The following is a 17,027-nucleotide window of genomic DNA, read 5'->3' as shown; positions in this document are numbered from 1 at the left end:
TCAGGCTTCCCGCACGAAGCCCTCGCTCGCCACCATGAGCTGGCGGGTATAGTCGGTGGAGAACTCCCTGGAGCGCAGCTGCGCGACATCGAGCGCCTCGACCACCTTGCCGGTCTTCATCACGGCAAGCCGCTCGCACATATGGCTGATCACCGCCAGGTCGTGGCTCACCATCACGAAGGTGAGGCCGCGGTCCTTGCGCGCCTGTTCGAGCAGGTTGAGAATTTCCGCCTGGATCGACGCATCGAGCGCCGAGGTCGGCTCGTCGAGCAGCAGGATCTTCGGCTCGACGATCAGCGCCCGGGCAATGGCGATGCGCTGTCGCTGGCCGCCGGACAGCTGGTGCGAGAAGCGGAAACGAAAGCCGGTCCCAAGCCCCACCTCGTCGAGCGCGCGGGCGATCCGCGTCTCGGTGTCGGTGAAGCCGTGAATGGCCAATGGTTCGAGCAGCAGGCGGTCGACCGTCTGGCGCGGATGCAGCGAGCCGTAGGGATCCTGGAACACCATTTGCACGGTGCGATAGAACTCATGGTCGCGCTTGTGGCCGGTGAAGCTGCGGCCGTTGACGGTCAGCGTGCCGCTGTCGAAACGGTTGAGGCCGGCCACCGCCCTGAGCAGCGTCGACTTGCCGGATCCGGATTCCCCGACGATGCCGAAGGACTCGCCCTCGGCAATGTCCAGGCTGACCTCGTCCAGCGCCCGAAAACCGTTGAAGCTGACCAGCATGTCGCGAATGGAAAGTGCAGGTACGGTCATAGCGCCCACTCCGCCTGGCGTTCGAGGACGGGCAAGGGATGGCGGTCGGAATTGATCTGCGGCAGACAGTTCAGCAGGCCGCGCGTATAGGGATGCTTCGCCTCCGAAAGCCGCGAGGCCGGCAGTTCCTCGACCACTCGCCCGGCATACATGACCAGCACCCGGTCGCAGAAGGACGAGACGAGCCGCAGGTCGTGGCTGATGAAGATCAGCCCCATGCCGCGCTCGGAAACCAGCTTGTCGAGAATCCCCAGCACTTCGAGCTGCACCGTGACGTCGAGCGCGGAAGTCGGCTCGTCGGCGATCAGCAGTTCGGGACCACAGACCAGCATCATGGCAATCATCACGCGCTGGCCCATGCCGCCCGAAACCTCGTGCGGGTAGAGATCGAAGACGCGCTCCGGATCGCTGATCTGCACCGCCTCCAGCATGGCAAGCGCCCGCGCCCGGGTCTCGGCATTGGAGAGCCGTTCGTGGGTCTGCAGCGTTTCCATGATCTGCCGGCCGATCGGCATGACCGGGTTCAGCGAATATTTCGGGTCCTGCAGGATCATGGCGATCCTCTTGCCGCGCAGCGAACGCCGTTCCCGCGCCGAAATCGACAGAAGGTTCGTGTCGCCGAAGGCCAGCGTGTCGGCAGTGATCCGTGCATGGCCAGGCGTCAGCCCCATGATGGCGCGGCCGGTCTGCGACTTGCCAGAGCCGCTCTCGCCGACGATGCCGAGCCGCTCCTTGCCGAGCGTGAAATTGACGCCGCGCACGGCCTCGATCAGCCCGGTGCGGGTCGGGAAGCTCACTTTCAGGTTTTGAACGGTGAGGAGTGGCGTCATTGGCCGGCCTCCTTCGGATCGAGCGCGTCGCGCAGGCCGTCGCCCAGAAGGTTGAAGCCGAGCGAGACGATCAGGATGGCAAAGCCCGGCATGGCCGCGACCCACCATTGGTCGAGAATGAAGCGGCGGCCCGACGCGATCATCGCACCCCATTCCGGCAGAGGCGGCTGGGCACCCAGACCGAGGAAGCCGAGGCCGGCGGCCGTGAGGATGATGCCCGCCATGTCGAGCGTGACGCGCACGATCAGCGACGACATGCACAGCGGCATGATATGGGAAACGACGATGCGCAGCGGCGAGGCGCCCATCAGCTTGACCGCGGCGATGAAGTCCGAATTGCGGAAGGTCAGCGTCTCGGCGCGTGCGATACGCGCATAAGGCGGCCACGAGGTGATGGCGATGGCAAGGACCGCGTTCTCGATGCCCGGGCCCAGAGCCGCCACCAGCGCCAGCGCCAGGACGAGCTTCGGGAAGGCGAGAAAGATGTCGGTGATGCGCATCAGCACGGCATCGACCCAGCCCCCGGCATAACCGGACACCGTGCCGACGATCAGGCCGATCGGGGCTGCGATGATCGCCACCAGGAAGATGACGAACAGGGTGAGCCTCGAACCGTGGATCAGGCGCGAAAGGATGTCGCGGCCCTGGTCGTCGGTGCCGAGCAGAAAACCGGCCGTGCCCGGCGGCAGAAGCCGGGAATTGCGCAGGTCCCCCTGCACCGGAGAGTGTGGGGCGAGCACATCGGCAAAGGCCGCGACGAACAGCAGGCCGATCAGGATCAGCAGGCCGAGCACGGCCAGCCGGTTCTCGGAGAACCGCTGCCAGATGATGTAGAGGCGGCCGAGACGGGCCTGGCGGCGCGATTGCGGCCGGTCCGAGAGCAGCCAGTCGCGCAGGCTTTGGGTGGATTGCATTTGGGTCTCGCTCATCGGCTGCGCGTCCTCGGGTCGAGCGTCCGGTACAGGATGTCCGAGAAGAGATTGATCGCAATGAACACGGCGCCGATGATCATCGTGCCGCCGAGCACGGCGTTCATGTCGGCATTCTGCAGCGAATTGGTGATGTAGAGGCCAAGGCCCGGCCAGGAGAAGATCGTCTCGGTCAGCACCGAGCCTTCGAGCAGGCCGGCATAGGAGAGCGCGATCACGGTGATCAGCGGCACGGCGGCGTTTCGCAGCGCATGGAACCAGATGATCCGAGTCTCGGAAAGACCCTTGGCACGGGCGGCGACGATATATTCCTGGCTAAGCTCGTTCAGCATGAAGGAGCGTGTCATCCGGCTGATATAGGCGAGCGAGAAATAGCCGAGCAGCGCGCCGGGCAAGATGATGTGGCGGAACAGATCCCACAGCACGTCCCACTGCCTTTGCCAGGCGGCATCGAGCAGGAAGAACCCGGTCACCGGCGTGAACGAATATTCGTAGAGGATGTCGACGCGTCCCGGATAGGCGACCCAGTTGAGCTTCGCATAGAAGAACACGAGGGCGAGAAGGCCGAGCCAGAAGATCGGCACGGAATAGCCGATCAAGCCGATCACCCGGACGATCTGGTCGGCGATCGAGCCGCGCTTGACGGCGGCAAGCACGCCGAGCGGCACGCCGAGGAACGCGCCGATCAGCGTGCCGACGGTGGCAAGCTCGATCGTCGCGGGAAACACCCGGCGGATGTCGGTCATCACCGGATTGGTGGTCAGTACCGAGGTGCCGAAGTCGCCGGTCAGCGCCTGGCGGATATAGATGAAGAACTGCTGGTAGAGCGGCAGGTTGAGGCCAAGCTCTTCACGCACGCGCTCCACGACATGCATCGGCGCCCGATCGCCGACGATCGCCAGGGCCGGATCGATCGGCACGACGCGACCGATGAAGAAGGTCACGGCCAGAAGGCCGAGATAGGTCGTCACTACGGTCACGAGGAACCGTAGCAACGACATGGCGAATGCCGAGGCGCCGGCGCCGGAGCGCCGCGCCTCGGTTTTTGTCTCGAGAAGGGCCAAGGGCCTCAGTCCTTGGAAACTGTGTAGACGAAGTTGGTATCGAAGCTCGGGCCGAGCTTGAAGTCCTTCACCTTGGCCGAGTAACCCGCGACTTCGGTCTGCTGGAAGACGACGACGAACGGACCTGCGGCGAGAACCTGCTTCTGCAGGTCTTCATAGATCGCGGCGCGTGCGGCCGAATCCTTTTCGAGCAGAGCGGCCTGCGTCTTGGTCGACAGTTCCTTCGGATCCCAGGAATTGCGCCATGCCAGCGTCTTGTTCTTGCCTTCGTCCGAATTGTCCGGGTTGAAGGTGAAGGTTTCGGCATTGGAGTTCGGGTCGAAATAGTCCGAGCCCCACTGGCCGATGTAGATGTCGTGCTGGCGGGCACGATACTTGGTCAGCGTCTGCTTGCCGTCGCCGGGAATGATTTCCAGCTTGATGCCGGCCTGGGCGAGCGTCTGCTGGACGTTTTCGGCAATGCCGGTGACCGGCTGGGTGTTGCGCACGTCCATGGTGACGGTGAAGCCGTCGGCAAGGCCGGCCTTGGCCAGCAGTTCCTTGGCCTTGGCGACGTCGAACGTGTAGGGCGTGTCGTCGAGCGCGCCGAGCTGGCCGGACGGCAGGAAGGTCTGGTGAATGGTGCCGATGCCCTTGATCAGGGTCTCGCCGATCGCGTCATAGTCGACGAGATACTTGAAGGCCTCGATGACTTCCGGCTTGGCCAGGTTCGGGTTCTTCTGGTTGAGGCTGAAGTAGTAGAGCGTGCCCTTCGGAGCCGACGTGGTGGCCACGCCTTCCTTCTTGGAAACGGCTTCAATGTCACCCGGCTCGAGGTTACGCGCGACGTCGATGTCGCCGTTCTCGAGCGCCAGGCGCTGGCCGGAGCTTTCCTTCATGTGGCGATAGATGACGCGGGCGAGCTTGGCCTTTTCGCCGAAGTAGTTGTCGTTGCGCTCCAGCACGACCACTTCATTGGCGCGCCATTCGCGGATCTTGAACGGGCCCGAACCGGCATAGCCGGTCTTCAGGAATTCGTTGCCGAAGTCGTTGTCGTACTTGTATTCGGCGGTCGGGGTGACCGGCTTGACGTTCTCGGAGACGAGCTTCTTGTCGACGACGGAAGCGACCGTCGAGGTCAGCACGTTGAGCACGAAGGTCGGCGCATACGCCTTGTCGACGGTCAAGACGAAGGTGCCTTCATCGGCAGCCTTGGCCTTTTCCGCGACGTTGTCGCCGGAGAGACCGAACTGGGTCAGCAGGAAGGCCGGCGACTTGTCGAGCTTGACGGCACGCTCGAAGGAGTAGGCCACATCTTCGGCGGTGATCGGATTGCCGGAGGCGAACTTCAGGCCGGACTTCAGCTTGAAGGTATAGGTCATGCCGTCGTCGGAAATCGTCCAGCTTTCGGCCAGTTCGCCGACGACCTTCGAGGTGTCGGACGGGTCGAGGCCGACCAGCTTGCTATAGGTGTTGGCGGTGATTTCGGCGGTCGACAGCTCGAAGGCCTCGCCCGGATCGAGCGAGATGATGTCGTCGAAGGCAAAGCCCTCGACCAGCGTGTCGGCCGGCGTCGCGGCAAAGGCCTGCGGGGCGGCTGCCAGCAGCAGCGCCATGGCCGCACTGCTGGTCAGCAGGCGCATCTTCTTGTTCAATGAGTGCATCATCTTCTTCGTTCCCCTGTTTGCTTAAGGTTTGTTTTTCCAGAACGTCCGCGGGCTATTCGTGCCAGGCGGATGCCAGAACTCTCAGCCAGTTTTCCCGGCATATTTTCGCAAGGTCTTGATCAGCGTATCCGGCACCCCTGAGGGCCGCAACCAGATTCTGGTTGCCGCTCGCGTCGGCGATCTCGGCCGGAATCGTCGCGCCGTCGAAGTCCGAACCGAGCGCCACGCAGTCGATCCCCATACGCTCCACCATGTAGTCCACGTGGCGGACCATGTCGCTGAGCGGAGTTGCCGCGTCGTCCCGTGCATCGTCACGCAGCATGGTGACGGCATAGTTGAGGCCCACCAGGCCGCGGCTCTCCTTGATCGCGTCGAACTGTTTGTCCGTGAGGTTGCGCGCCACGGGGGTCAGCGAATGCACGTTGGAATGGCTGGCGACGAGCGGCTGATCGCTGGTCTTCGCCACATCCCAGAAGCCCTGTTCGGTGATATGGGCGAGGTCGACCAGAATGCCGAGCCGGTTGCAGGTTTTCACCAGTTCGAAACCCGCGGCGGTCAGCCCCGGGCCGGTGTCCGGCGACATTGGATAGGCAAACGGCACGCCATGGCCGAAAATGTTGTTGCGGCTCCAGACCGGCCCGAGCGAACGCAGGCCCGCCGCGTAGAAGGTTTCCAAAGCGTCGAGATCCTCGTCGATCGCCTCGCAGCCTTCCATGTGCATGACCGCGGCGAACACGCCGTCGTCCATGGCCTTACGGATTTCCGCGGTCGAGCGGCAGAGCCGCCACGCGCCGGCCCGGTCGAGCCTGAGGGCGATCGATGCCATATCCAGTGCAATGTCGAGCGACGGCGGGCGCGTCAGCGGCGCCTCGAGCGGCGTTGCATAATGGCCGTTGGCATCAGGCTCCTTCAGCGCGAACTCGCCGGGCGACGGAATGAAGATGGCGCAGAGACCACCTGCCAGGCCACCGGCCTTGGCCCGGGGGCCGTCGATGTGCCCTTCGCTCGTGCCGTTGACGAACTCGGCGACGGGGTCCGACCCGTTCGCCCGCCCGCGCCAGAGCCTCAGCAAGACGTCGTTGTGACCGTCGAATACCCGTTCCATGAAAAGAAATTCCTGCCGTCTGATAGCCAGATTGAAAGAAACCAAGTCGACGAAGCGGCCCTGTCCGACGTCGAGAAGACAGAGGCCGAAAACGCTTGTTGAACTAACGTAGAACTAAATCGCCGGCCGGTTCAAGCCAAAAAAAATTGTGAAGTTACAAAGTGATGCACGGATCGGTAGAGTCGATGCCGGCCCATTCCCGTCAATTTCACTGCATTTGCCGCGGCGGCAAATGGCGGCCACCGGAGGAAAAAACCAGGGGCGCTCAATTTTTGCTCCGACTGGCGAAATAAAAATGGTCAACCGACCAAATTTGCGGCAACATGCAGAAATTCCGCTCCCGGCGGGATGGGGCTTGGAGGAGCCTCGGGAGGATTGACGATGCCTGAGACAGCGCATTTGTCGTCGGTTCGGGGCATTTCGTGCCACGAATTGGACAGACGCGGAGGAATTATTCACTTTGCAGTGCATGGCACGCTTATTGCGTCGCCATGGTCAGACGAGCCTACCGGACGCGACCTCAGGTCGACGACGCCGGGACGGGAATGTTGCCGAAAAAGATCCATTTGAAACTGGGGATATTTCTTGAGTTCGATATCGAAAGAGGCCGCAATCGAAATCCGGGGTGTGAGCCGAGTCTACGGCTACGGCAATGCCCAGGTAACCGCGCTGGACAGAGTGTTTCTGACCATCCGGGAAAACGAATTCTTCACGCTGCTCGGACCTTCGGGCTGCGGCAAGACCACGCTTCTTCGGCTGATCGCCGGCTTTGACTTCCCGACGAGCGGCGAAATCCTGCTGCACGGCCAGGACATCGCGCCGCTGCCGCCGTTCAAGCGCCCGGTCAACACCGTCTTCCAGTCCTACGCGCTGTTCCCCCACATGACGGTGGCCGAAAACATCGGCTTCGGCCTGAAGATGCTCGGCAAGCCCGCAGCCGAGATCAAGGCCCGCGTCGACGAGATGCTGGCGCTCGTCCACATGGAGGCCATGAAGGACCGCCAGGTCAGCCAGATCTCCGGCGGCCAGCAGCAGCGCGTGGCGCTCGCCCGCGCCCTTGCACCCAAGCCGAAGGTCCTGCTGCTCGACGAGCCGCTGTCGGCCCTCGACTACAAGCTGCGCAAGGAAATGCAGATCGAACTGAAGCGCGTACAGGCCGAGACCGGCATCACCTTCATCTTCGTCACCCACGACCAGGAAGAAGCGCTCACCATGTCGGACCGCATCGCGGTCATGTCGAATGGCGAAGTCCGGCAGGTCGGCTCGGCCCACGAGATCTACGAGCGTCCCTCCGACCGTTTCGTCGCCGACTTCATCGGCGAATCGAATTTCCTGGCGGGCGATATTCTCGACCTGTCCGAAACGACCGGCAGCGTGCGCCTCGGCTCCGGCGAGGTGATCGAAGCCTCATTGCCCGAAGAGGGTCGTCCCTCCGGCAAGGTCACCATCGTCATCCGTCCGGAACACGCCTCGCTCGGCGAACCGGGCACCGGCAGCTTCGACGGTGAACTGGTCGATGCGATCTATTTCGGCACCGACACCCACTTCCACGTCCAGCTCGACAGCGGCGATGCCTTCATCGTGCGCGAGCAGAACACGCGCTCCGGCGGCATCCCCCATGTGAAGGGATCGCGTGTCGCCGTCCGCCTCGGCCCGCAGGCCGCGCAGATCCTGAGGGATTGACGGATGAGCACCGCAGCCGAAGCCGCGAGCGCGGCAAAAAGCAAGGACATTCGCAACCGCTGGCTCCTGAGCACGCCGGCCCTGATTCTGATCACGCTGGCCGGCGTCGGCCCGCTTCTGATCGTCCTGGTCTATTCCTTCCTCGCTGCGGGTAGCTACGGCGATGTCAAGTGGGAGTTCTCGACCCAGGCCTGGTTCAGCGTGTTCATGGAGCGCGACATTTTCGACGATACGCTGTCGATCGCCGACGCCCATGTGAGCATCCTCTGGCGCTCGATCAAGCTGGCGGTCGCCACCACCATCGCCTCGCTGGTCTTCGGTTTTCCGACGGCCTATTTCATTGCCAGCCGCCCTGCCCGATACCGCCAGGTCTGGCTGTTCCTGATCACCATCCCGTTCTGGACCAACATGCTGATCCGCGGCTTCGCCATTCAGGAAATGATCCGCAACGAAGGCCTGGTCAACACCATCCTGATGAAGCTCGGCGTCATCTCGGCGCCGATCCAGATGCTCTATACCGACTTCGCCATCCTTCTCGGCATGGCCTATGTGCATCTGCCGCTGATGGTGCTTCCGCTCTATGCCAGCATGGAAAAGATCGACTTCCGACTGGTCGAGGCCGGCTATGACCTCTACGCGACCCGCTTCCAGGTCCTGCGCCGGATCATCATCCCCCTGGTCAAGCCCGGCATCATCGCCGGCTCGATCCTGGTCTTCATCCCGGCGCTGTCGTCCTACGTCATTCCGCGCATCCTCGGCGGCGGCAAGAACCTGATGATCGGCAACCTGATCGAACTGCAGTTCGGCCAGGGCCGCAACTGGCCGCTCGGCGCCTCGCTGTCGATCACGCTCGTCATCATCGTGCTGGCGGCCATGCTCTACTATGTCAAGAATGCCGGAAAGACCGGAGGCGGCCATGCATAAGCGCTTCGACATCCGCGTCCAGCCGGGCTTCGCCGCGATCGCGATGCTCTGCTTCGCCATCCTCTACGTGCCGATCTTCACGCTGGTCGTCTATGCCTTCAACTCGGGCACATCGATCGCCCGGTGGGAAGGCTTCTCGATGCGCTGGTTCGCCGCCGCCTGGAACAACAGCCAGGTGATCGAATCGTCGATCCGCTCCGTCGAGATCGCCGCCGTCGCCGCGGTCATCGCAACGGCGGCCGCAACGCTCGCGGCCATCGCCACGACCCGCACGGAGCCCTATCGCGGCCTGACGTTCAAATATTCCTTCATCAACATGCCGCTGATGGTGCCGGAAATCGTCACCGCCGTGGCGCTGTTGATCTTCTTCTCGCGGGTCAAGGTCTGGAGCGGCTATTCCGGTCTCGGCTACCTGATCATGGCCCATACCGCCTTCTGCATTCCCTTCGCCTATCTGCCGATCCGCGCCCGCCTCGAAAGCATGGATCTGGCCCTCGAGCGCGCGGCCGCCGATCTCTACGCGACCCCGTTCAAGGCGTTCCGCTATGTCACCCTGCCGCTTCTGTGGCCCGGCATCCTCGCCGGCCTGATGCTGGCTTTCGTCATCTCGCTCGATGACGTGGTGATCACCGAATTCGTGAAATCCGGCGGTCAGGATACCCTCCCGACCTACATGCTCGGCCAGTTGCGTCGCGCCATCACGCCGGAAATGAACGCCATCTCGACAGTATTTCTGCTGCTGTCGCTGGCGGTCGTCACGATCTTCTTCTTCCTCAGCAGATCCAACGAAAAAACCGAGTAGAAAACAGGAGTGGGAACCATGAAGCATACCCTCAAGCTCGCCGCCAGCGTGGTGGCTCTGATCGCATCGGCGACGTTCGCCCATGCCGAAGGTGAACTGAACATCTTCAACTGGGGCAACTATACCAACCCCGAGATGATCAAGAAGTTCGAAGAGAAGTTCAAGGTCAAGGTGACCCTGACCGACTACGACTCCAACGACACGGCGCTCGCCAAGATCCGCCAGGGCGGCCACGGCTTCGACATCGTCGTTCCCTCGGCATCCGCCATGCCGATCTTCATCGGCGAAGGCCTGCTGCTCGAGTCCCGTCCGGACCAGCTGGAGAACTTCAAGAATATCGATCCGCAGTGGGTCGACGTTCCGTTCGATCCGGGCCGTCACTATTCGGTTCCGTGGCAGTGGGGCACGACCGGCGTTGCCGTCGACAAGTCGGTCTATGCCGGTGATCCGAACACGTCTGCCATCTTCCTCGACCCGCCGGCTGAACTCGTCGGCAAGGTCAATGTCGTACCGGAAATGTCCGACGTCATGCACCTCGCGGTCACCTATGCCGGCGGCGAACCCTGCACCGGCGACATGGAAGTGCTGAAGAAGGTCCGCGACCTGCTGGTCGCCGCCAAGCCGAAGTGGATCTCGATGGACTACGGTACCGTCGAGAAATACACCAAGGGCGACCTTGCGGCTTCGGTCGACTGGAACGGCGCAACCTTCCGCGGCCGTCTGGCCAACCCGAACATCGTCTATGGCTATCCGAAGGAAGGCTATCCGATCTGGATGGACAATGCTTCGATCCTCAAGGACGCCAAGAACGTCGACAACGCCAAGCTGTTCTTGAACTTCATCATGGAACCGGAAAACGCAGCCCTGATTTCCGCCTTCGCCCGCTACGCGAACGGCATCAAGGGTTCGGACGCCTTCATGCCGGAAGACATGAAGACCGCCCCGGAAGTGAACATCCCGGAATCGGCCAAGGCCGCCGGCAAGTTCAACCTCGCCTGCAAGCCGGAAGTCCAGGAAATCTACACCAAGATCTGGACCGAAATTCAGAAGTAACCGGCCCATATCCCAATGCCACGAAGACGGGAGAGCCCTCAGGCTCTCCCGTTGCAAGGATCCGCGTCCCATGACCACCGAATTCAAGACGACCCACGGCTTCGAGCGCCGCGACGTGACGATCGCCAACTGGCGTACCGCCCCCTATAGCCGCTGGTCGTTCCAGAACCTGCGCGAAATGGTGCCGACCACCGAGATCCGCGCTGGAGCCGAAGAGCCGGAAACCGCGCTCACAACCTCGCCCCTGCTCGATGCGGCGTTGGAGACCGGGCTTGCCGGCACCAGCAATGCCCGCGCATTCCTCGACCATGCCCATACCGACGCCTTCGTTCTGATGAAGGGCGGCCAGATCGTCGCCGAACACTACGCGCCGCACACCCATGTCAACGCGCGCCACATCGTCTTTTCCGTCAGCAAGTCGCTGACCGCGCTGGTCTCCGCCGTGCTGCAGGACCAGGGCGTCATCGATCCCGACTGCCCGGTCGTCAACCTGATCCCTGAAGCCAAAGGCTCGGCCTATGGCGATTGCAGCTTCCGCGACGTGCTCGACATGCGCGTCAGCCTCGACTTCGACGAGGCCTATCTCACCAAGGACGGCGCCTTTGCCCGCTATCGCCGCTCGACGCTGTGGAACCCGGCCGAACCCGGCGCTCCGGTCGAAACCCTGACCGAATTCCTGATGACCCTGCAGAAGGCCGACCGCCCGCATGGCGGTCCGTTCTTCTATGCCTCGCCCAATTCCGACCTGCTCGGCATCCTGATCGAGCGCGCCTCGGGCCGGCGCTATGCCGACCTGTTCTCGGACCTCTTGTGGAAACCGCTCGGCGCGAAGAACCATGCGCTCGTCAGCGTCGATGGCGCGGGCACAGCCCGTTCGGCCGGCGGCGTCTGCGTCACCGCCCGCGACCTAGCCCGCGTCGGCCAGATGCTTCTCGACGGCGGAACCGCGAACGGCCGCCAGGTCGTGCCCGCCGCCTGGGTCGAAGACATGCAGACCGCCGGCGACCCTGCCGCCTGGGCGGCAAGCCAGCCGACCATGCTGCCGAACGGCCGCTACCGCAGCAAGTGGTACCAGACCGGCGAGCCGGACGGTGCCTTCTGCGCCATCGGCATCCATGGCCAGTGGCTCTATGTCGACCCGTCGACCGAAACGGTGATCGTCAAGCTTTCGTCGCAGCCCAACCCGCTCGACGACGAACTCAAGCAGGACAATTTCGCCTTCTTCCGCGCCCTCAGCCGCCTTGGCGCCTGACCGCCGCACATACCTATCCAGGACTGACACCATGCCCCAGACCGCCGACCTCATCATCCGCAACGCCCGCGTTCTGACCATGGACGAGGCTTCTCCCAGCGCCGAGGCCGTCGCCGTCGCCGGCAACCGCATCCTCGCCGTCGGCTCGAATGACGCGATCACGGCGCTGGCCGGTCCGTCCGCGAAGGTGATCGACGCCAAGGGTGCCACGGTCCTGCCGGGTTTCAACGAAGCCCATATGCACATCTTCCCCGGCTCGGTTTCGCTCCGCCAGCTCAACCTGCACGGCATCCAGGGCTTCGAGGCGCTGAAGAAAGCCATGCAGGACTATGCCGCCGCCAACCCGGACGAACCGCTGCTGATGGGTTTTTCGGCCGACTATTCCATCATCTCGCTGACCGAATCAGTCACCCGCCACCACCTCGACGCGATCCTTCCCGATCGGCCCTTCATGATGTTCGCCCCCGACCATCACACCGCCTGGGCCAATACCGCGGCCCTTGAAAAGGCCGGCCTGCTGCACGGCAAGGATGTCGGGGTCGGCAATGAGGTCGTCATGGGAGACGACGGCATGGCCAGCGGCGAACTGCGCGAAGGCAATGCCTTCGGTCCGGTCTCAGCCCTTGCCTCGACCGGCGGCCGCGAGGAACTCGGCATGGTCACCGGCATGGATCCGGAAAACGTCACGCCCGACCAATACGCGCTGGACCGGGCGATCCTGAAGAACGGCCTGGAATATTGCGCCTCCTGGGGCGTCACCTCGATCCAGAATTTTGACGGCAATCACTACCAGCTGCGCCTGATGCACGACCTGGAGCAGGCGGGCGAACTCCCCTGCCGCATCCGAATCCCCTTCCACATGAAGAACTTCATGGATCTCGCCGAGCTCGACAAGGCGGCTAAGTGGAAGACGGAATTTGCCACCGACATGGTGCGGGGCGACTTCGTCAAGGTCTTCATGGACGGCGTGCTCGACAGCCAGACCGCCTTCATGCTCGAAGGTTACGGCGATCGCCCGGGCTACACCTACGAGCCCCTGTTCTCCACCGAGGCCTTCAACGCCATCGCCACCAAGGCCGACGCGCTCGGCCTGCAGGTCGCCGTGCACGCGATCGGCAGCGCCGCCATCCGCCAGACGCTCGACGGCTACGAGGCGGCGGTCAAGGCGAACGGCAGACGAGATCTCCGCCACCGCATCGAGCACATCGAGATCATCGACCCGGCCGACATTCCGCGCTTCAAGGAACTCGGCGTCGTCGCCTCGATGCAGCCGGTCCACGTTCCCGGCGGCACCTGTTTCCCGCTGGAGCCGACCGACGCCCGCATCGGCGAGGATCGCTGGGAATATGCCTATGCCTGGCGCACGATGAAGGAGGCCGGCGCCCCTGTCGTCTTCGCCTCCGATTGGCCGGTCTCGCCGGTTTCGCCCTTCCAGTGCATCCAGGATGCGCTGACCCGCAAGCCGTGGAAGGACGGCCTTCCCGACCAGCGCTTCACGCTCATGGAATCGCTTGAGGCCTACACCGCGATCGGCGCCTGGGTCGAGTTCATGGAAGACCGCAAGGGCAAGCTGAAGCCCGGCTTCCTCGCCGACATCGTCGTCCTGTCGCACGACATCGAGCATGTCGCGCCGGACCAGATCATGGATACGGTCCGCACCGCCGTCACCATCTGCGACGGCCGCATCACCCATCAGGCAGCCTGAGGGCTGAGCCTCGGCGCGGGAACGCGACAGCCGCTTCCGCGCCAGAACCCCGAACCGATGGGCGAAGGCTTCGCCCTGCCCCAAGCGTGTCGAAGACACCCAGCAAGACGGACGAACGACCATGGACATCATCATTCGCAATGCTCGCGTGCTCAGCATGGACGACGATGCGCCTCAGGCGCAGGCCGTGGCGATTGCCGGCAACCGGATCGCAGCCGTCGGCAGCGAGGCCGAGATCGCAGCGCTGGCGACACCCTCGACCCGCATCATCGATGCCGGTGGCGCCACGGTCATGCCGGGCTTCAACGAAGCCCACATGCACATCTTCGGCGGCTCCGTCGCGCTCAACGAACTGTCACTGTTCGGCGTCAAGGGCTTCGATGATCTCAGCGCTGCGATCACGGCCTATGCCGCAGCCAATCCGCATCTCGAGCTTCTGGTCGGCCAGTCGGTCGACTACACGGTGCTCTCCGAAGAGGAGCGCGTCACCCGCTACCATCTCGACCGCATCATCCCCGACCGTCCCTTCATGATGGTCGCGCCCGATCGCCACACCGCCTGGGCCAACACGATCGCGCTGGAAAAGGCCGGCATCCTGCATGGCCGCGATGTCGGAGTCGGCAATGAGATTGTCATGGGCGACGACGGATTGGCCAATGGCGAATTGCGCGAGTCCAATGCCATGCGGCCGGTTGCCATCATGAGCGCGACCGGCGGCCGCGAAGGGCTGGGCGTCGGCACCGGCGGCGAACCGGAGACCGTGACGGCCGCCGAGCGCGCCGGCGATATCGCCGTCCTCAAGCAGGGCCTCGCCTACTGCGCCTCGCTCGGCATCACCTCGTTCCAGAACATGGACGGAAATCTCTATCAGCTGGAACTGCTGAAAGAGATCGAGGATACTGAGGGCCTGCCCGCCCGCGTGCGCATGCCCTTCCACATGAAGAACTTCATGCCGCTCACCGATCTTGAGGAAAAGGCCGCCGCCTGGCGGGACCGTTTCAACACCGACAAGCTGCGCTGCAACTTCGTCAAGGTATTCATGGACGGCGTGACCGAAGGCGAGACCGCCGTCTTCGTCGACGACTACGCCCACAAGCCCGGCTGGAAGGGCGAGCCGCTGTTCTCCGCCGAGCACTTCAACCAGGTCGCCGTCGAGGCCGACCGCCTCGGCCTGCCGGTTGCGGTCCATGCCATCGGCGACGGCGCGGTGCGCATGGTGCTCGACGGCTACGAGGCGGCGATCAAGGCCAATGGCAAACGCGACAGCCGCAACCGCGTCGAACATATCGAGGTGGTCCACCCAGACGACATTCCCCGCTTTGCCGAACTCGGCACGATCGCCTCGATGCAGCCCACCCACCCGCCGGGCTCGGCCGGGCTTCCCCTCGAACCCTACCTCACCTATATCGGCGAGGAGCGCTGGCCCTACGCATTTGCCTGGAAGACGCTGGTCGATGCCGGCGCCCGGATCGTCTTTGCCACCGACTGGCCGGTCTCGCCGCTGCCGCCGCTGTCGTGCATCCATGACGCCATGACCCGGAAGCCCTGGAGGGACGACATGCCCGACCACCGCCTGACGCTCGACGAGACGCTGAAGGCCTATACCCGCACCAGCGCCTGGGTAGAGTTCATGGAAGACCGCAAGGGCGTCCTGAAGCCGGGATACCTCGCCGACGTGGTCGTGCTCTCCGGCGACATCGAAGCCTGCGCACCCGAGGACATCGCCGCCCTGGCCCCCAAATTCACAATCTGCGATGGTCGCATCACCTACGAGGCAGCCTGACGACACCATGGACGAAGAACGCCGCCCATCGATTTCACCGCCCGGCAAGACGCCGGGCGCCACCCGCAAGGGGATCGAGACCCGCGCCCGCATCATCCGCGGTGCGCTGGAGGCGCTGGAGAACGGCGGCATGGAGGCGCTGACGACGCGCAAGATCGCCGCCAGCGCCGGCGTAAAACTGGCGACGCTGCACTATTATTTCGACAGCAAGGAAAACCTGCTGCTGGCCGTGCTCGACGACCTGATCGCCGACATGGATACCGCCTACCGCCAGGAAATGCCCCTGCCGGCCGATCCGCTGGATCGCGTCGAGGGGCTGATCCGCGCCAGCTGGCGCTATGTCCAGCGCACCCGCAACAAGCAGCTCGCCCAGACGGAGCTCACGCTCTATGCGCTGAGGACTCAAGGGGCCGACTGGCTCGCCGCACGCCAGTACGGCGCCTATATCGACTTCTACAGCAAGCTGATCTTCGACGGCATGGGAGAGATGACCGAGGAGAAGTCGCGCATCGGCAGTGCGGTCGCCCGCTTCATGCTGATCGGCATCGACGGCCTGATCCTGCAGAACTTCTCGCTCTATCGCGACGGCGACACCAATGAGGGCGTCGAGACCCTCGTGATCGCCACGCGCGACCTGCTGCGTCGGCTGCAATCCGAAGCCGGGACCACGGCGGGCTGAACACTTTGCCTGAGCCGTGCTAGGATGCCGGTGACGTCCCCATCCAGCGGCCCAATCCCATGCCCGACACCGCCCAGGCATCCCGTCGCCCTCCCCGCCCCAACCGGGTGACGCCCTTCGGCCAACTCGAAGCCACGCCCGCGCGCGGTACGCTGATGGGCAATCGCGGCGACCTGCACGGGCCGGACGGCACGATCCGCCGGCATCATGTCGGCAAGGCGTGGATCTGCTGCACGCTCGCCGAGCGCAACGGCCGCCGCGTCGTCTTCGACACGAAAGGCCATTACACGCCGCTCTTCTTCCTCGACGAGGCCTTGGCCTTCGCCGCCGGCCACCGCCCCTGCGCCGAATGCCGCCGCGCCGATTTCCTCCGCTTCAAGCGCCACTTCAACCGCGCCACGGGCCGCCCCGACGACCAGTTCGTCCCAGCCCGCGAGATCGACGCGCTTCTCCACCGGGAACGTCTCGACGGCAGGACCAAGCGCCTCTACCGGGCGACCCTCGCCGTCCTGCCCGACGGCAGCTTTTTCACAACGGACTCCGCAGCCCAGACACCGCTTCTGCACTGGCAGGGCAAGGCCTATCCGTGGAGCCACGCGTGCTATGGCGCGCCATTCACCTTGCCAGACCGGACCGAGGTGACCGTCCTGACGCCGCCCACCCTCGTTGCTGTCCTGAGTGCCGGCTATGCGGTAACGCCCCGGCTCTGATCCTTCAGCCGCAGCACCCGAGGCCGGCCACAGATGATCTCCCCTCTTGAGGGGGGATGTCGGCGAGAGCCGACAGAGGGGGGGTATCCGCCAGGCAAAGCGCACG

General features: G+C 63.9%; 15 protein-coding genes. 9 read left to right on the top strand and 6 right to left on the bottom strand.

What is annotated here, in order from left to right:
• From L867_RS0120190 to L867_RS0120165, 6 genes are all read right to left on the bottom strand, one after another.
• Complete coding sequence (locus L867_RS0120190) at positions 1 to 756, bottom strand: ABC transporter ATP-binding protein (protein WP_028738535.1); 756 nt, start codon at positions 754 to 756, stop codon at positions 1 to 3.
• On the bottom strand, positions 753 to 1,586 hold the full coding sequence (locus L867_RS0120185) for an ABC transporter ATP-binding protein (RefSeq protein WP_028738534.1): 834 nt from the start codon (positions 1,584 to 1,586) through the stop codon (positions 753 to 755). The genes L867_RS0120190 and L867_RS0120185 overlap by 4 nt, the downstream gene beginning before the upstream one ends.
• Positions 1,583 to 2,515, bottom strand: coding sequence for an ABC transporter permease (locus L867_RS0120180; protein ID WP_037174051.1), 933 nt, complete (start codon positions 2,513 to 2,515; stop codon positions 1,583 to 1,585). Before L867_RS0120180 ends, L867_RS0120185 begins: the two co-directional genes overlap by 4 nt.
• Complete coding sequence (locus tag L867_RS0120175) at positions 2,512 to 3,516, bottom strand: ABC transporter permease (protein ID WP_408605998.1); 1,005 nt, start codon at positions 3,514 to 3,516, stop codon at positions 2,512 to 2,514. The genes L867_RS0120180 and L867_RS0120175 overlap by 4 nt, the downstream gene beginning before the upstream one ends.
• A gap of 68 nt (positions 3,517 to 3,584) precedes the next feature.
• A complete protein-coding gene (locus L867_RS0120170; protein WP_028738531.1) occupies positions 3,585 to 5,225 on the bottom strand; it encodes an ABC transporter substrate-binding protein in 1,641 nt (546 codons plus the stop codon).
• A 52-nt stretch (positions 5,226 to 5,277) separates the two neighbouring features.
• Positions 5,278 to 6,330, bottom strand: coding sequence for a dipeptidase (locus L867_RS0120165; RefSeq protein ID WP_028738530.1), 1,053 nt, complete (start codon positions 6,328 to 6,330; stop codon positions 5,278 to 5,280).
• Positions 6,331 to 6,915: 585 nt separating this feature from the next.
• Here L867_RS0120165 and L867_RS0120160 point away from each other — a divergent pair.
• The 9 genes from L867_RS0120160 to L867_RS0120120 all read left to right on the top strand — a co-directional run bounded on the left by L867_RS0120160 (position 6,916) and on the right by L867_RS0120120 (position 16,921).
• The gene (locus tag L867_RS0120160; RefSeq protein WP_028738529.1) at positions 6,916 to 8,013 is read left to right on the top strand and encodes an ABC transporter ATP-binding protein; all 1,098 of its coding nucleotides are present in this window, start codon (positions 6,916 to 6,918) and stop codon (positions 8,011 to 8,013) included.
• 3 nt (positions 8,014 to 8,016) lie between these two features.
• A complete protein-coding gene (locus tag L867_RS0120155; protein ID WP_028738528.1) occupies positions 8,017 to 8,937 on the top strand; it encodes an ABC transporter permease in 921 nt (306 codons plus the stop codon).
• Entirely contained in the window at positions 8,930 to 9,739 is an 810-nt protein-coding gene (locus tag L867_RS0120150; RefSeq protein ID WP_028738527.1) for an ABC transporter permease, read from the top strand. Before L867_RS0120155 ends, L867_RS0120150 begins: the two co-directional genes overlap by 8 nt.
• Positions 9,740 to 9,757: 18 nt before the next feature.
• Entirely contained in the window at positions 9,758 to 10,792 is a 1,035-nt protein-coding gene (locus L867_RS0120145) for an extracellular solute-binding protein (RefSeq protein WP_028738526.1), read from the top strand.
• 70 nt (positions 10,793 to 10,862) lie between these two features.
• The gene (locus L867_RS0120140; protein WP_028738525.1) at positions 10,863 to 12,044 is read left to right on the top strand and encodes a serine hydrolase domain-containing protein; all 1,182 of its coding nucleotides are present in this window, start codon (positions 10,863 to 10,865) and stop codon (positions 12,042 to 12,044) included.
• 31 nt (positions 12,045 to 12,075) lie between these two features.
• Positions 12,076 to 13,749, top strand: coding sequence for an amidohydrolase (locus L867_RS0120135; RefSeq protein WP_028738524.1), 1,674 nt, complete (start codon positions 12,076 to 12,078; stop codon positions 13,747 to 13,749).
• 121 nt (positions 13,750 to 13,870) lie between these two features.
• Positions 13,871 to 15,532 (top strand): amidohydrolase, encoded by a 1,662-nt coding sequence (locus L867_RS0120130; protein ID WP_028738523.1) that lies wholly within the window; start codon positions 13,871 to 13,873, stop codon positions 15,530 to 15,532.
• Positions 15,533 to 15,539: 7 nt separating this feature from the next.
• Positions 15,540 to 16,211, top strand: coding sequence for a TetR/AcrR family transcriptional regulator (locus L867_RS0120125; protein WP_028738522.1), 672 nt, complete (start codon positions 15,540 to 15,542; stop codon positions 16,209 to 16,211).
• A 59-nt stretch (positions 16,212 to 16,270) separates the two neighbouring features.
• The gene (locus tag L867_RS0120120; protein ID WP_084638665.1) at positions 16,271 to 16,921 is read left to right on the top strand and encodes a hypothetical protein; all 651 of its coding nucleotides are present in this window, start codon (positions 16,271 to 16,273) and stop codon (positions 16,919 to 16,921) included.
• The last annotated feature ends 106 nt before the right edge of the window (positions 16,922 to 17,027 follow it).

Source organism: Paenirhizobium selenitireducens ATCC BAA-1503 (assembly GCF_000518785.1).
Taxonomy (GTDB): domain Bacteria; phylum Pseudomonadota; class Alphaproteobacteria; order Rhizobiales; family Rhizobiaceae; genus Allorhizobium; species Allorhizobium selenitireducens.
This window is presented reverse-complemented; position numbering and strand designations above follow the sequence as displayed.

What these genes read in the sequence shown, in the direction of transcription:
- L867_RS0120190 (WP_028738535.1), bottom strand. Translation starts at nt 756, where the DNA reads ATGACCGTACCTGCACTTTCCATTCGCGACATGCTGGTCAGCTTCAAC.
- L867_RS0120185 (WP_028738534.1), bottom strand. Translation starts at nt 1,586, where the DNA reads ATGACGCCACTCCTCACCGTTCAAAACCTGAAAGTGAGCTTCCCGACC.
- L867_RS0120180 (WP_037174051.1), bottom strand. Translation starts at nt 2,515, where the DNA reads ATGAGCGAGACCCAAATGCAATCCACCCAAAGCCTGCGCGACTGGCTG.
- L867_RS0120175 (WP_408605998.1), bottom strand. Translation starts at nt 3,516, where the DNA reads ATGTCGTTGCTACGGTTCCTCGTGACCGTAGTGACGACCTATCTCGGC.
- L867_RS0120170 (WP_028738531.1), bottom strand. Translation starts at nt 5,225, where the DNA reads ATGATGCACTCATTGAACAAGAAGATGCGCCTGCTGACCAGCAGTGCG.
- L867_RS0120165 (WP_028738530.1), bottom strand. Translation starts at nt 6,330, where the DNA reads ATGGAACGGGTATTCGACGGTCACAACGACGTCTTGCTGAGGCTCTGG.
- L867_RS0120155 (WP_028738528.1), top strand. Translation starts at nt 8,017, where the DNA reads ATGAGCACCGCAGCCGAAGCCGCGAGCGCGGCAAAAAGCAAGGACATT.
- L867_RS0120150 (WP_028738527.1), top strand. Translation starts at nt 8,930, where the DNA reads ATGCATAAGCGCTTCGACATCCGCGTCCAGCCGGGCTTCGCCGCGATC.
- L867_RS0120145 (WP_028738526.1), top strand. Translation starts at nt 9,758, where the DNA reads ATGAAGCATACCCTCAAGCTCGCCGCCAGCGTGGTGGCTCTGATCGCA.
- L867_RS0120140 (WP_028738525.1), top strand. Translation starts at nt 10,863, where the DNA reads ATGACCACCGAATTCAAGACGACCCACGGCTTCGAGCGCCGCGACGTG.
- L867_RS0120135 (WP_028738524.1), top strand. Translation starts at nt 12,076, where the DNA reads ATGCCCCAGACCGCCGACCTCATCATCCGCAACGCCCGCGTTCTGACC.
- L867_RS0120130 (WP_028738523.1), top strand. Translation starts at nt 13,871, where the DNA reads ATGGACATCATCATTCGCAATGCTCGCGTGCTCAGCATGGACGACGAT.
- L867_RS0120125 (WP_028738522.1), top strand. Translation starts at nt 15,540, where the DNA reads ATGGACGAAGAACGCCGCCCATCGATTTCACCGCCCGGCAAGACGCCG.
- L867_RS0120120 (WP_084638665.1), top strand. Translation starts at nt 16,271, where the DNA reads ATGCCCGACACCGCCCAGGCATCCCGTCGCCCTCCCCGCCCCAACCGG.